At 40.9% G+C, this 16,122-nt stretch carries 10 protein-coding genes and 1 pseudogene; 4 read left to right on the top strand and 7 right to left on the bottom strand.

What is annotated here, in order from left to right; all coding sequences use genetic code 11:
- Window positions 1–227 precede the first annotated feature (227 nt).
- Window positions 228–2,756, top strand: a complete 2,529-nt coding sequence (locus ACE1AT_RS21365; RefSeq protein ID WP_374871966.1) for a sugar phosphate nucleotidyltransferase — start codon at window positions 228–230, stop codon at window positions 2,754–2,756.
- Between the two features lie 926 nt (window positions 2,757–3,682).
- Here ACE1AT_RS21365 and rbsK read toward each other — a convergent pair.
- From rbsK to ACE1AT_RS21395, 6 genes and pseudogenes are all read right to left on the bottom strand, one after another.
- Complete coding sequence (gene rbsK, locus ACE1AT_RS21370; RefSeq protein ID WP_374871968.1) at window positions 3,683–4,606, bottom strand: ribokinase; 924 nt, start codon at window positions 4,604–4,606, stop codon at window positions 3,683–3,685.
- Between the two features lie 22 nt (window positions 4,607–4,628).
- Window positions 4,629–5,288, bottom strand: coding sequence for a pentapeptide repeat-containing protein (locus ACE1AT_RS21375; protein ID WP_374871970.1), 660 nt, complete (start codon window positions 5,286–5,288; stop codon window positions 4,629–4,631).
- A gap of 10 nt (window positions 5,289–5,298) precedes the next feature.
- Window positions 5,299–5,940, bottom strand: a complete 642-nt coding sequence (locus ACE1AT_RS21380) for a hypothetical protein (RefSeq protein WP_374871972.1) — start codon at window positions 5,938–5,940, stop codon at window positions 5,299–5,301.
- A gap of 248 nt (window positions 5,941–6,188) precedes the next feature.
- Window positions 6,189–7,034, bottom strand: a pseudogene (locus ACE1AT_RS21385) (hypothetical protein); the annotation flags it as partial.
- A gap of 19 nt (window positions 7,035–7,053) precedes the next feature.
- Window positions 7,054–8,064 carry a hypothetical protein gene (locus tag ACE1AT_RS21390; RefSeq protein WP_374871974.1) on the bottom strand — a complete coding sequence of 337 codons (1,011 nt, stop codon included), beginning with the start codon at window positions 8,062–8,064 and terminating at the stop codon, window positions 7,054–7,056.
- A gap of 334 nt (window positions 8,065–8,398) precedes the next feature.
- Complete coding sequence (locus ACE1AT_RS21395; RefSeq protein ID WP_374871976.1) at window positions 8,399–9,313, bottom strand: pentapeptide repeat-containing protein; 915 nt, start codon at window positions 9,311–9,313, stop codon at window positions 8,399–8,401.
- 662 nt (window positions 9,314–9,975) lie between these two features.
- Between ACE1AT_RS21395 and pruA the strand changes: the two genes are divergently transcribed.
- Together pruA and ACE1AT_RS21405 are read left to right on the top strand one after the other, a co-directional pair.
- Window positions 9,976–13,101: an L-glutamate gamma-semialdehyde dehydrogenase gene (gene pruA, locus ACE1AT_RS21400; protein WP_374871978.1), complete on the top strand. Its 3,126-nt coding sequence runs from the start codon at window positions 9,976–9,978 to the stop codon at window positions 13,099–13,101.
- 375 nt (window positions 13,102–13,476) lie between these two features.
- On the top strand, window positions 13,477–14,595 hold the full coding sequence (locus tag ACE1AT_RS21405) for a ferrochelatase (protein WP_374871980.1): 1,119 nt from the start codon (window positions 13,477–13,479) through the stop codon (window positions 14,593–14,595).
- A 211-nt stretch (window positions 14,596–14,806) separates the two neighbouring features.
- Here ACE1AT_RS21405 and ACE1AT_RS21410 read toward each other — a convergent pair whose 3' ends face one another.
- The gene (locus ACE1AT_RS21410; RefSeq protein WP_374871982.1) at window positions 14,807–15,037 is read right to left on the bottom strand and encodes a hypothetical protein; all 231 of its coding nucleotides are present in this window, start codon (window positions 15,035–15,037) and stop codon (window positions 14,807–14,809) included.
- Window positions 15,038–15,420: 383 nt separating this feature from the next.
- On the opposite strand from ACE1AT_RS21410, the gene ACE1AT_RS21415 reads away from it, so the two are divergent.
- The coding region (locus tag ACE1AT_RS21415; RefSeq protein ID WP_374871984.1) for a transposase at window positions 15,421–16,122 on the top strand (702 nt) is incomplete at its 3' end.

Below are 16,122 nucleotides of genomic sequence, written 5' to 3' on the forward strand. Positions count from 1 at the left end.
TTGTTGTACAAGGCTTTGATGCTCATTTGTGGATATGTCTATTAATATCCAGTTCCCCTTTCCCTATTTCCAAGCTAATGTGGCAAGTAAATATACTTGTATCTATTTAGATGCATCTATTGGAAGTTCCTCAAATTTCAATATCCGTAGGACACTAAAGAAAGCAGATAAAACTGATCTAATTTGTCTTGACGCAGCAAGTGGTGCAAACAGCCTAAGGAGGATTTATGAGAGCAGTATTAATGGCAGGGGGTTCAGGAACACGGCTTCGTCCACTCACTTGTGATCTGCCTAAACCAATGGTGCCGATCTTAAATCGACCGATTGCGGAACATATTATTAATCTTCTCAAACGACATGACATTACAGAAATAGTTGCCACACTGCATTATCTCCCAGATGCTTTGCGAGATTATTTTCAAGATGGCAGCGATTTTGGCGTACAAATTACTTACTCTGTTGAAGAAGACCAGCCTTTGGGTACTGCTGGATGTGTGAAAAATATTGCCGAACTTCTGGATGAAACTTTTTTAGTAATTAGTGGTGATAGTATCACAGATTTTGATTTAACAGCAGCGATTGAATTTCACAAACAAAAAAAATCAAAAGCTACTTTGATTTTGACTCGCGTTCCTAACCCTATTGAGTTTGGGGTAGTAATTACTGATGAAGATCATCGCATTTGTCGATTTTTAGAAAAACCTTCTACAAGTGAAATTTTTTCCGATACTGTTAATACCGGCGCTTACATTTTAGAACCAGAAGTTTTGGAATATTTGCCTGCTAACACTGAATCAGACTTTTCCAAAGATTTGTTTCCTCTGTTGTTGGCAAAAGGTGAACCGATGTATGGTTACATCGCCCAAGGTTATTGGTGTGACGTTGGTCACTTAGACGCTTATCGGGAAGCTCAGTATGATGCATTAGAGCAAAAAGTTAACCTGGATTTTCCATACCGAGAACAATCTTCAGGTGTTTGGGTCGGTCAAAATACTTACATAGATCCAACAGCTAAAATTGAAGCCCCTGTGGTGATCGGCGATAATTGCCGTATAGGTGCGAGAGTACACATAGAACCAGGAACTGTCATTGGAGACAAGGTAACTATAGGGGCGGATGCGAATCTCAAGCGCCCGATTGTTTGGAATGGCGCCATTATCGGTGAGGAAGCACAACTTTCAGCTTGTGTAATTTCTCGTGGTACTCGTGTAGATCGTCGCGCTCACGTTTTGGAAGCTGCTGTAGTTGGTTCCTTGTCAACTGTCGGGGAAGAAGCTCAAATTAGTCCTGGTGTGCGAGTTTGGCCGAGTAAGAAAATTGATTCAGGGGCAATTTTAAATATTAACTTAATTTGGGGAAATACTGCTCAACGTAACTTGTTTGGGCAACGGGGTGTACAAGGATTGGCAAATATCGACATTACCCCAGAATTCGCGGTGAAATTAGGTGCAGCTTACGGTTCTACCTTAAAACCTGGTTCGCGGGTAACGGTTTCCCGTGATCAACGTAATATTTCCCGTATGGTAACACGATCGCTCATTGCGGGTTTGATGTCTGTCGGTATTGACATTCAAAACTTAGACGCCACTGCTATCCCTATTGCTCGTACAGTTATACCAACAATGGGAGTAGCTGGTGGTATACATGTGCGGGTACATCCCGATCGCGCAGATTACATCCTAATTGAATTTATGGATGTTAAGGGTATTAATATTTCCAAAGCCCAAGAAAAGAAAATCGAAGGGGCTTATTTTAAAGAAGATATGCGGCGATCGCTCATTCATGAAATTGGTGATGTCGCCTATCCCAGTCAAGTGGCTGACGAATACTGCACCGCCTTTGAAAAGCTATTACACATAGATACACTCCGTAACAGTCGGGCAAAAGTAGTAATAGACTACGTCTATGCAGTATCTGGGGCGGTTTTACCGCAAATGTTAGATAAGTTTGGTGTAGATGCAGTGGTGTTGAATGCTAGTTTAAATAAGACTGCGATGTCTGTTACTGACCGCGAAGCACTACTAACGCAACTGGGTCACGTGGTGGAAGCTTTAAAAGCCAATTTTGGCATTCAAGTTTCAGCGAATGGTGAACAGTTGATTCTAGTTGATGAATCGGGTATACCGATTCGTGGGGAAATGTTAACTGCACTGATGGTAGACATGATGTTAACTTCTAATCCCAGAGGTATAGTAGTTGTACCAGTACATACATCCAGTGCGGTAGAACAAATAGCCCGTCGCCATGATGCTAAGGTGATTCGTACCAAAGCTAACCCCACAGCCTTGATGGAAGCAAGTTACAAAAATGCCAATGTAGTTTTAGGAGGTAGTGCAGACACTGGTTTTATCTTCCCCCAACTACATCCGGGTTTTGATGCGATGTTCTGTATTGCCAAATTAATTGAGATGCTAACGATTCAAGAGCGATCGCTAGCCTCAGTACGTTCAGAATTGCCACGAGTTATTCACAAATCTCATATTATCCGGTGTCCTTGGACTGCAAAAGGAGCATTAATGCGCCACTTGGTTGAAACCCATCCAGCCCAAAATCTGGAATTAATTGATGGAGTGAAAATTTGTCAGCAATATGATGATAGTTGGGTGCTATTGTTACCAGATGCGAGTGAACCACTAGTACATTTATATGCAAATAGTAATGATCGCGATTGGGTCGATGAAAACTTGAGGAATTACCGCGCCCGCATCCAGGCCTTTGTGGAAAGAGAGCAAGAGCAAGTTGTAGCTGAGGTGTAAGGTAGTTAGGAATTATTAATACTCTCACGGCTACGTAAATATAACTACACTTATTCGTGCAGCCGTGGGATTTTTTGTTAGCTAGATTTTCCCTGTTTGGGTGAATAGTCAGGGCAGTTGCTTGCTTCTTCAGTTAAAACAATTGAAGGTTGAACTGCACAATTCAGATGATGATTTTGTGAGAAATATTGACATTTTCTACAGGGAACTTGACGTGAGGTATTGATAGCAAAAAATAACTTATTTTCTTGCGAAAGTCTCCTCATTTTGGACAAAAATACCAAAAATACTGCCCAAATTATTATGAAGATAAGAGAACCTCCAGTAATAACAATTCTTGCACTAGGAATGCTTGAATTATCAACTTTTCTATCTTCTACTTTTACTTCACTGTGAATAGTTTTGTTCAGCAAATTCTCGGCTGCTAGATATTGTACAAATTGTTCCTGAAGATGCATATCGACACCCTTAGTGAAATTTCTTTATTGATTAGTTAATAAAACCGATATTCTAGATGTAGCAAACTTTATATAAGAATAAATCTGTCAATAGATTTGCTTGTAAATAATAGATATATATCAAAAGGAATAAGAAAAAATGATTATGATGAGCTAGTAGTGTTAAACAACTATAGCAATCCTCAATCATCTAAACATTAAGATCCCCGACTTCTCAAATAAGTTGGGGATCTATGTCTTCGGTGATATTACCCGCATAGCGATCGCTTGAATAGCTGCTTGATTGCTTTGAATAGAAAACTTGTGTTATCAAAAGTCTTTTTCTAATTGTAATTACAAGTAGTTGGATTAGGGCATATATAGGATGATTAATTATAAAACAATTTCACTTTAGTCCTCAAAAATTCAAGCACTTTAGTGCTTACTACGAACCTATCAAGACTTTTCTAAATGCAATTCTTGGCTGAGTCAAATTCCTCTTTCTTGGAGAAAAGTATCAAAAGTTAACCGATTTGGAAGCGAAGTTTGTGCGCCGAGTTTAGTTGTTGCTATCGCACCTGCTGCTGCACCCCAAACTACTGCTTGACGTAAAGGAAGTCCTTGGAAAAGTGCAGCCGCTAAACCACCATTAAATGCATCTCCCGCTGCAACCGTATCCACTGCTTTGACCGGAAATGCAGGTACAAAAAAGGTTTCACTAGAGGTAGCACAAACTACACCTTGAGCGCCTAATTTCACGATCGCATTTTTCACACCCATATTCAACAAAGCTTCGGCTGCTTTCTTTGCAGATTCTTGTCCATTCACGGGAAAGCCTACTAATTGACCTGCTTCTACTTCATTGGGAGTGATAATATCTACCAAAGAGTAAAGTTCATTTGGTAAATTTGACTGGGCGGGTGCAGGGTCGAGAATTACGGTTACTCCTGCTGCTGTTGCTGCTTGTGCTGCTGCAATCACCGTAGAGATCGGAATCTCTAGTTGTAAAAGAAGTACTGTAGCTGTCTGCAACAAACGCGACATTCTAGTGACATCTTCTTGGTTAACGCATCCATTTGCGCCTGGAATCACAACAATTTGATTTTGAGTTGCATTGTCAATGATGATGATCGCAACACCAGAACTAACAGTTTCGTCTACCAACACATTTTCAGTTTGTACACCAGCAGCTTGCAAACTATCAATAAGTTCAGTACTAAAACTTTGTGCGCCGACACGTCCCACCATTTGTGTAGGAATTCCCAATCGTGCTAACGCTACTGCTTGATTTGCACCTTTTCCCCCAGGAACTTTAAAGAAATCGTATCCCAGCAGTGTTTCACCAGGGAGTGGTAATCGAGGTGCAGTCCCCACCAAATCCATATTGATACTACCGAAGACGATCGCTGTCATAAGTCTTTAGCACATAAAAATTTCAAACGGACTCAAAGATAGTAGCTGTCAACTTAGCACCTGCTAACTTCGCTCCTGTGAGGGTAGCACCTGTGAGATCAGCTCCGGCTAAATTTGCTCCTTTGAGGTTACTCCATCGCAAGTCAGCACCTCGTAAGTCAGCCTCACTCAGGTTAGCTCGCAACAAGTATGCACCATTCAGGTGAGCTTTGCTGAGATTTGCTTGGTAAAGATCAGCTTTATAAAGGTAAGCTTCTATTAATTCCGCCTCGTGCAGATTTGCTTTGCTCAAATCTGCTTCAATCAAGTTAGCTTCAATTAAGTTGGCAAAACAGAGGTTAGTGCGGTGCAGTTTGGCTGTACCCAAATCAGCACCTCTCAAGTTCGCCCCTTTCAACTCAGCCCCAATCAAGTTAGCATCAGCAAGCACAGCATTTTTGAGATTGGCTTCACTTAAGTTAACTCCAATCAGATTGGCTTGACTCAAATTCGCCTGTGTAAGTTTGGCATAACTTAAGTTTGCAACACTGAAGTTAACTAAGCTCAGATTTGCTTCAGTCAGATTTGCTTGATAGAGATCAACACCGCTCAAATCTGGTTCAAGATTGGGGTTTTTTTCTCTCCACTCCATCCATATAACTGCACCAGCTTTTAGTAAAGCCAGATGCTCTTGATTTGCCATTTTCTCTCCTTTATTCCTGACGCACTGCGAGGGGATTTGTCCGACCTGCGACATTTTCAATTGCTGCTAATGCTCCAGCTGCACCTGCAAGAATATCCCGTTCTTGTCCACCCAAGTAAAGCCGTCCAAAACTACCTACAGCTTGAACTTCTAGGATATTAATTGCTGCTGCTTTTTCTGCTTCATTGGCTGCGAGGGCGGCGTAAGCAGCAGGCTCAACTTCCAAGATATATAATGTCTGTCCCGCCAGTAATAATTGTCCCCGCCGTGTGCGATTAATTAGTTGTGTTTGGTAAGCATCAATGTTGCGGATTATTTGGCTAGAAACAACACGCGGTTTGAGACATTCATCTCTTCTAACTCCAAGCGTCGCCAAAATTGCTTGACCAGCAGCTCGTGTTTCACCCTGAGAGCCAGAATGAACTTCTAATAATCCGTACAATCGTTCTACTACCTGAACTCCCGGACGCACAGAAGCAGATTTCAGTGCAACATCTGTAATCCGATTAATCTCAATTCCAGGAGAAATTTCAATCCACAGCGATGTATCCCCAGGTAATGGCAAAAAACCTTGAGCTACCGTTCCTATATATGCTGCATGTTGAGGTTGCAAGCTATCGAGAAATACGAAACTGCGTAGTTCTACTCCCAAGGTTCTATTCTCCAGTCATCAGGGTCAAAGTGATTTGTTGCAAAATGTGTACTTAAGTTTAAAGTACCATAAACCTGAGTCAATGCTGAAGATAGAAGAAAGGGAAAAGGATTCTAGAAATTTAGATAAGGAATAAGACATATTTGATATTCCTGATTTCTACTTTTCAGCACTTATCTAAATAGTGATTTTATATCTTTATATTTTTAGAGGAGAAACGTATTTTAAAAAGATGAAATTTATCCTATCTCAAATTGTTTTGGGGAGAAGAAAGGTAAACCTATCACTACTGATATTTCATCTTTAAGTTTAAAATAGCCAGCACTTGCTAAAACTTTGATCAATGCATCTTCTAGCTTAGATTGTCCAACGCCGAGATTTGCACCAAAGTCAGCTGCTAATTGACCAACAGCATAACCACTACCTTGATGTTCTATCCATAAATTCATTAAAGGATCAATAGCTATAGATTCAAATACACCACTACAAATTTGTTCAAATGAGACTTCCTTCACATTGGCAGATATGAAGACTACATTCCCAGGTTCGCAGTTCACACAAGCTTTGGTAGAAGTTCTACCTAAATCAATGCTAAGAATAGTTTTACTGCCAACATCGTTTGGTTTTAGAGTTTTGATTGATTTAGTCGCTGCTATTGCTGTTAAAAGACTTGCATAGTAGTCATTGGGAACAATAATTAACTCCTCTTTTAATTGTTTGAGAACTTGGTTAGTTTGTTCCACCGCTGCTTTAAATCTGTTTAAAGTATCTGCTGTAGGTTCTCTATCAATCTCCCACATTAAGGAAATAAGATTTTGCTGCAATCGCACTGCCAAACGCAAACAGTCTTTTTCAACTTCATCTAATGCGCCTTGGCGAGTTAAATCATGAATCTGCCTTTTGCTTTCATCAGCTAATTCATAATATTTCTTCTCTAAATTTGCGTATTTGTTCGTTAATTCATTTGCAACTTGTCTGTGATGTTTAGCTGCTTGTCTGTCCTTTTCTCCAGCAGCATGAGTAGTAAAAGCACCTGCAACAGCACCAACCGCCGCCCCTAAAGCACCGAACACAAGAGGAATTATAAAAATCATAGAATTTTTGACTAATTATCTAGGAATGAGGAGGAAGGTAAGGAAGTTGAGAATCAGGCAGCAAGTTACTATCTGCTGATGTGAGTCCTAAATATTGAGCAATAGCAACTGATTCACGTAACCGTTGCATAGCTTCCTCTATCCCCAGTGCTATTGGGCGATTTTTAATTTCTTGATTAATTACTTCTGCTTCAGCCAAAAATTCTAGATTTTTCTGATGTTCATAAATCACTTCATTTTCAATTGCCTGTAATCTTTCTAATTCTTGTTGAGTTAAAGATTCATAATAGATTCTTACAGTTTGTTTATGGTCATCGAGGATTTTGAAAAACTCGTAAACCATACCCGCAGTACCAACAACAGCTAAAATTGGTGCTGCTGTAGTTAAAGCGATCGCTATTGGTGGACAAGCTGCTGCTACTGCTGTAGTTGCAAATGCCGTTGTACCCCCAACCGCACCACCCATGACGGTATCTTTTAATGTTGCTGTAGTCGCTTCCTGTGCAGAGATTTCACCTCGGACTACACGCAGTGCATTAGTTAGAAGCGAAAAAGGTGCGGTTGTGACTGCACCCACAGCAGCCCCCAAAGGTGCAGCTTGAAAACCTGCTTTGACAGCACCAGCCAGGTTGTCAAACTGCCATTTGGCATTTAGTCTCATTTTTTCCTGCCAACTCATGGTTTTATCACCACGAGCGATGTTGTCTTTGGCATTCTCCCATTTGATATTGTTGGGGTTATTAGACCCTCCTTTGCTGTGGGGTTCGATATGACTAGCGTGCTTATCAGATAGATAGTTTTTGGCGTTACTAGCCGCAGATTTGCCATCCATGCCTGCACGTTGAGATGGGGGAATCTTCTCTAACATTTCTTGGGCTTGCACCCTGGTTCTTGAAGGTTCACCAGGTCGAATTCCACCCTTGTATAATCTATGAGCTGTACTTGAAGGTAAATTCTGTAAATTGGCGTGGTGAATTTTGGTTGTCGCAGCAGCGTTGACATCAGAATTAGGATGATAATTGTCAGACATGAGTGATTACCTTTCTTTTTACAAATTAAGTAAAATTACGTTTATAACACAAATTAACTGTATTATTTATATCACACTAGTAATCTTCATGCCCTAATCCAAAATTTCTCCTGGGTTTTCTGCTTTCATCTCACATTCATCAGATTAAATATCTCCTTCGTTGTATAAAATATCTACTATTTAGAAGCACTGATATGTATAGCTTTGGTCAGCAGTTGCCCTCTACGAGAAGCCCTTCGGGTTCGCAGTCGCTTATGGGGGAAACCCCCAAGACCGCGCTGTCTCACCGCTTACGCGTCTACGCGTAACGTCTCCTTTAGGAGAATCACTATTTTCAAGACTCTGTATAAATACTGCCATCAGGCATGATTGCTCCGATTAAATTAGCACCTTGGAAATTAGCTCCTTGTAGGTTAGCGCCTTGGAAGTTAACTCCTTGCAGGTTAGCACCTTGGAAGTTAATTGCTTGATGTATTTGTTTATTTGAAGAATTTTTGGAAATATTTGTAATATCTATTGGCGTATTATCGAAAATAATACCTTTTTTCTCAACGGAAGTTGCTGCAACTCTAGCATACACAGCGACCCATTTGAATAAGTATGCTAAGTCAACAGGAATTTGGACTTTAGAAAATAAAATGATGACAAAAATATTACCCGATGGCAACATACCTCCCAATCCTAAAACAGATTTTATTTTGTAGGGAATAACAAATTGGGTTTGGGCTGGAATATATGGACTATCAATTGCTTCTGGAATATAAAATACATTAAAGTTTTTTTTGCCTAAATTTATGATTATTTCTGGTTCTGGTTGAATAACATTTTCTATTTCTAGACCAAATTGCCAAATAAGTTGTGAGATCATCGGAATTTTAGCAACAGTATCTTGGTCTATTAATGGGATTATCTGATGTCCTACAGACAATCTTCTTGAGTTCCACTGCGGATTTTCTCCCATTGTTGCCAACAATGTGAGACACTTTGTATCCCTATTTATAGTACGTCCATTTAAGATTGATTTTGTTTCCAACTGAATGTCTTCAGGTAGATCGCCATAGGGATGAGTTTTAAAAAATCTGACTAAACTACAAGCTGGATTTCCATCTGGCAAGACAAAATTTTTGTAGATATAGCTTACCATGCTTACTGCCATTGCCTCCATACTGACAGCATCTGTATCCATGTTACGTAGTTTCACAGCAAAATTTAACAAGTTCTCTTTTGTTAAACAATTTAAATCATACATTTTTATCTATTCGAGAAGTCGTGATTGCCCAAAAATTAAGTATGAACAGAAATTATACTCTGAACGAAGTAGCATAAAAACAAAATTTGCTCAAAAATTTTATTTTTGAGCAAATTTTGTGAAAGTTTTAATTAAACCTCGTCCATCTTGAAAAGAGGAGTTTTTCAAAAAGGACATTATGTAGGTTGGGTGGAACGGAGTGTAACCCAACCTACAAAACTACAGTTCTGTCGTAGTAAGCTGTCACGTATTTACTTTTCCAAAGCATTCTCGATATATCAAGGGTTACGGTTTCCAAAAAGTGCAACTTATAGGCGTAACAGGTTATATCCAGTTATACCGGACTCAGGTTGTATAAACATAGCAAATACTGGCAGAGAGTAGCTTACTTGTTCAGAATTGTCTAATATCCTACCAATTTGGATGTGGTCGCGACAAAATGAAAGAGCGAAAATAGAATACATAGGTGTTGCAGTGATCAGTTATTTTAGTAAACCTCTTGCACAAATAACTGAAAGACCCACTGAATCCCCCTTGCTAAGGGTGGAAAAAGAATAAATTCTCCCTCTCCTTAGCAAGGGGAGGGTTAGGGTGGGGTTTTTAAGTTTACTAATAACTGAAAACTGATCACTGATAACTGTCATATAAGGAGTTTGTTATCTGTGGTTTTACAAGTAAAAACTAGCGCCTACGAAGCGAAAACCCAAGAAATAGCCAAAATCTTGCTAGGGGCGACACAGGAAAATCGTAATTTCTTTTCGGCGTTACGTGACCAGATGCGCTGGGATGATAAGATGCTGGCTTGGGCGATGAGCAATCCCGGATTACGGGTGCAGTTATTTCGTTTTATAGATACTTTACCAGCTTTACATAGCAAATCAGAAATTGCCGCACATTTACAAGAATATTTAGGCGATGAATCAGTAGAATTACCAACAGCCTTGAAAGGGATGTTAAATTTCGCCAATCCTGATTCCATGCCAGGGCAAGTTGCTGCTACAACTGTATCTACAGCAGTAGAAACATTAGCTCATAAATATATTGCGGGAGAAAATCTCAAACAGGTACTCAAAACTATTGAGCGACTACGTAAAGACAAGATGGCTTTCACCGTAGATTTATTGGGTGAAGCGGTAATTACCGAAACAGAAGCACAATCTTACCTGGAACGCTATCTTGATTTAATGCAACAATTAGCAGAAGCAGCTAAGAATTGGGCAACTGTGCCATTGATTGATCAAGCAGATGGCGAACCACTACCTAAAGTTCAGGTTTCTGTAAAGTTGACGGCGTTTTACTCCCAGTTTGATTCATTAGATCCTCAAGGTAGTGAAGATAGGGTAAGCGATCGCATCCGTATTTTATTACGTCGGGCGCAGGAATTGGGTGTTGCTGTTCACTTTGACATGGAACAGTATGAGTACAAAGATTTAATTTTTAGTATTCTCAAAAAACTTTTGCTCGAAGCAGAGTTTCGCACTCGTACAGACATTGGTATGACTATCCAAGCATATCTGCGCGACAGCGAACAAGATGCCAAAGCATTAATTGATTGGGCAAAACAGCGTGGTTATCCAATTACAATTCGCCTAGTCAAAGGTGCGTACTGGGATCAAGAAACCATCAAAGCAGAACAAAAACATTGGTCCCAGCCAGTTTACAACGACAAAGCCGCAACAGATGCGAACTTTGAAAATATTACCCAGTTGTTGCTGGAAAATCACCAATATGTGTATGCTGCGATTGGTAGCCATAACGTGCGATCGCAAAGTTTTGCAATGGCGATCGCTCAAAGTTTGCAAGTTCCTAGCCGTTGCTTTGAAATGCAAGTCCTCTACGGTATGGGTGACAAACTCGCCAAAGCTTTAGTCGATCAAGGTTATCGCGTCCGTGTTTACTGTCCCTACGGTGAACTTCTCCCCGGAATGGCCTATCTAATTCGTCGTTTGCTAGAAAATACGGCAAATAGTTCCTTCTTAAGGCAAAATTTAGAAAATCGTCCTGTTGAAGAACTACTAGCACCCCCAACCTTAAGACAAGCAGACAAAGAGAGAGTCGCAAGGGGAGACGGAAGAAGAGAACTTGTAGCAAACACAAAAGAGAGAGTTGCAAGGGGAGACGGAAGAAGAGAACTTATAAGTACAGAATCTGGAGTAGTAGATCAAAATACCAGCAATCAACCTTTCTCCGCGTCTCCCCATCTCCACATCTCCGCGTCCTCTTTTTTGGGTGCAGCAGATACAGATTATGCTGAATCAGAATCCAGACAGGAATCTCAACAAGCTTTCCAAACAGTCCGTCAACAACTTGGTAAAACCTATTTGCCGTTAATTAATGGTGCATATGTTAACACCCAAGAAATGATCAATTCCGTTAACCCTTCAAATTACAGTGAAGTAGTTGGTAAAATTGGTCTGATCAGCGTCGAACAAGCTGAACAAGCTATGCAAGCTGCGAAAGCTGCGTTTGCTAATTGGCGCAGAACACCCGTCAAACAACGTGCTGGTATCTTGTACAAAGCTGCTGACTTAATGGAACAGCGTCGTGCAGAACTTGCAGCTTGGATTGTATTGGAAGTCGGTAAACCAGTGCGGGAAGCAGACGCAGAAGTCAGTGAAGCAATTGATTTCTGTCGCTACTATGCTGTAGAAATGGAACGGCTGGAGCAAGGTTACAATTACGACGTTGCGGGTGAGACAAATCGTTATATTTACCAACCACGAGGAATTGCAGTCGTGATTTCTCCTTGGAATTTTCCCTTAGCGATCGCCACAGGAATGACAGTCGCAGCCTTGGTAGCTGGTAACTGTACCCTGCTCAAACCTGCGGAAACATCATCAGTAATTGCAGCCAAACTAACGGAAGTCTTGGTTGAAGCTGGTATTCCCAAAGGTGTATTTCAATACGTTCCAGGTAAGGGTTCCCAAGTTGGTGCGTATTTAGTCAATCACGCAGACACTCATGTAATTGCTTTTACTGGATCTCAAGAAGTTGGCTGTCGAATTTACGCAGAAGCCGCAACCCTTAAACCTGGTCAAAAGCATATGAAACGGGTAATTGCCGAGATGGGTGGTAAAAATGGAATAATTGTAGATGAAAGTGCTGATTTAGACCAGGCTGTGAAGGGTGTTGTGCAATCAGCATTTGGTTATAGCGGGCAAAAATGTTCTGCTTGTTCACGGGTGATTGTCCACACGGCGATTTATGATAGCTTTGTCCAGCGTTTCGTAGAAGCCACAAAATCGCTAAACATTGGAGAAACAGAGTTACCGAGTACTCAGGTCGGGCCTGTAATTGATGCAAATGCACGCGATCGCATTCGTGAGTATATCGAAAAAGGCAAAGCCGAAGCAAAGGTTGCTTTAGAAATGCCAGCACCGGAGAATGGGTATTTTATTGGTCCGGTGATCTTTGCAGATGTATCTCCAAATGCAATCATTGCCCAACAAGAAATATTTGGCCCAGTTGTAGCAGTAATTCGGGCGAAGAGTTTCCAGGAGGCTTTGGAAATCGCCAACGGTACTAACTATGCTTTGACTGGAGGACTTTATTCTCGCACACCATCCCATATTCAAAAGGCTCAGGAAGATTTTGAAGTTGGGAATTTGTACATTAACCGTACTATTACTGGTGCAATAGTTGCAAGACAGCCTTTTGGTGGTTTTAAACTTTCTGGAGTTGGTTCTAAAGCAGGTGGGCCTGATTACTTGCTGCAATTTCTAGAACCGCGTACGGTAACGGAGAACATTCAACGCCAAGGTTTTGCGCCGATTGAAGGAGCAGATTAACCTTCAAAGCACAGTTTTCTTTGTGTCTTAGTGTCTTGGTGGTTAAATTAAGATTTCTTTTTTCACCACCAAGACACCAAGACACCAAGTCGAATCGCAAACAATCAGCCTATGAAACCAGATTTTTACCCGCCTTGACAGGTATAAGGTGAGCAATTGCTCACCTTATTTTATGATTGACTTGACTCTCTCTTGTCCCCCGTGTCTCCCTTGTCCCCGATCCCTCATCTCCAATCCCCTAACCTTGCAAATCATTCTTAAGGATGAAATTTTGAATCAATGTATTTCGTTTTGTATATATCCTATCCAGGGGGATGGGATAATAGATTAACTAGTAAGAAAAACAACAAGCTAAATTTATCGAGGAAGAAAATTGTGGTTGCGACACCGGAAAAAGTAGAACATAATCATGAACAATCATCAGGTCAACAGCGAGTAGCTGTATTGCTGATGGGCTATGGCGAAGTCGAAAGCTACGAAGATTTTGCTAACTATAACGAACAAGCACTACATTTACTCACAGCAAAATTCGCACCAGTACCAGCTTGGATTTATCCTCCTTTAGCTAAAATTTTGGCTTTATTTGATCGCCATGAGTGGGGTCATCAACACAATGATTTTATTTCTCCCCACAACGCCATTTTTGAAAAGCAGCGTGCTGGTATTGAGAAAAGCTTACAGCAGCAGTGGGGCGATCGCGTCCAAGTTTTCAAAGCCTTTAACTTCTGCGCTCCATTCCTTCCTCATCAAGTTCTAGCAGAAATCAAAAATCAAGGTTTTGATAAACTTTTAATTTACCCACTGTTGGTAGTTGATTCTATCTTTACCAGTGGGATTGCGATCGAGCAAGTAAATAAAGCTTTATCCCAATTAGCTGATGGTAGCGAACACTGGGTAAAAGGACTGCGCTACATTCCTTCTTTTTACAACGAACCCGCCTACATTGACATGATGGTGCGTCTTGTAGAAGAAAAAATAGCTAGCGAATTAGCTGCTGCCTATTTACCAGCAGAAATTGGTATTATCTTAATGAATCATGGTTGTCCCCACAAAGCCAAAGGCTTCACCTCTGGGATTACTGAAAGTCAAGCACTCTACGACTTAATCCGGGATAAATTAATCAACCGCTATCCTTTGATTTCCATAGGTTGGTTAAATCACGATACACCAATGATTGAATGGACGCAGCCAAATGTCGAACAAGCTGCAAAAAACCTGATTCAACTGGGTGCAAAAGCCGTTATGTTTATGCCCATTGGCTTTGCTACAGAAAACCACGAAACTCTCTTAGATGTACACCACATTATCCATGCTCTAGAGAAAAAATATTCTCAGGTTAACTATGTGCAAATGGCTTGTGTCAACGACCACCCAGACTTCTTGTCAATGGTAGCCCAATGGGCCAATTCTCATATTGCTGAGTTGTTGTCAGAAGAAGCTATGGTAGTTAACTCAGAATTAGCAGCAGTCCACCATCATCATCATCATCATTAAGACAAGGGAAGGGGGATACGGGGGACACGGGGGACACAGGGAACAATCAATTATTCAGCAGTGCTAGCTGATGTTTTGCCTACCTAAAAGTCATTCTCCTACTCTCCCAAGAACTGTTAGTCTTATATCTGCGGTGTTTTTGCATTTTTCATGTGCTACGACTATTGGTGGATGTCAAGCATGAGCAAATAACTGAGGATAAAACAAATCTCTAAACAGCTTCTTTGCTCATCCTCTCAATATTTCCAGGAGGAGTTATGAACAGAAAATTCTTTTTTCTAGTTTTCACTGTTGGACTAAGCATAGTTATGAGCGCCTGTGAACCTGCTGCACAAAGCCCAACAACTGCACCATCGCCTGTTAATCCATCACCAGCTGAGACTTCACCTATAGGAGTTCCACCAGCCACTCCGACAGTAACTCCAACTACGCCGTGATACATCTTTCAAAAACTCATTCTTAAAATATGTTGAAGGAGATGCGGAGAAATTCAAAAGGAGGCTGAGAAGGAAAGCTCTGTTAAACTCCCTTTAAATGGATAGATTAAAGTTGATTCCGGAAAACAGACTGAGTTTGTAGTGAGGACTTTAGTCCTCAAACTAAGGCCTGAAGCTTTTACTACGAACTTTCTGATCCATTCATTTAAACTTGACAAACAACTACACTCAGCATCAGACTAAAATTGCTAAGTTGTGATTGTTTTCATAAAACCTCGCGGGAAGTGTGGAAACCCATAGCCTTTAGGCATGGGAGGAAACACGACACGAGAACATGCGCGGTTCCGTGAAGTTGTGCTATACTGGGATGAGTTGTTACAAATCCCAAATGCAAACAATATCTGTAAAATGCAAGCTTCAAGTCCCTGTAGAGTTGCGGAATGAGATAGATCGCACTTTGCAGGGATTTGCTGATGCTTGCAATCAGATATACGAGGTTGCAAAACGCGAGAATTGCTGGAACACAACAAAGTTGCACCACTTGGTATACAAGCCTGTTAAGCAAGCTACCGGGTTGAAAGCAAACCATATTTGTCAAGCAATTCGTCGCGTAATTGGTAACGCTAAAGCAGTTAAGCAAGTTCACAAATTTAGACCGACATCTATCAACTTGGATATTCGGACTTTTCAATATATTGAAGACTTGCAATCTGTTGGCATTACCTTGATGTGTGGTCGGGTTAAGTTTAAGTTGAGTATTGGTAATTACCAATTGGCTTTGCTGCGTGGGCAATCTCCCACTGCTGCTACACTCAACAAGACTAAACGCGGTGACTACTACATCAATATTTGTGTTGATTTGCCAACCGACCCCACAGGTAAAACACCTAAAGTGATTGGGGTTGATTTGGGTAGACGAGATATTGCTACCACATCTACAGGGAAATCCTGGAGTGGTAAACAGATTCAAAACACTCGTGACCGATATAGCAAGGTCAGAGCCAATGTTCAATCCAAACGCACTCGCAGTTCTAGACGGCTGATGAGAAGGCTCTCTGGGAGGGAACAAAGGTTTCAAAAGTGGTTGAAT

Source organism: Pelatocladus sp. BLCC-F211 (assembly GCF_041928655.1).
Classification (GTDB): Bacteria; Cyanobacteriota; Cyanobacteriia; order Cyanobacteriales; family Nostocaceae; genus Pelatocladus.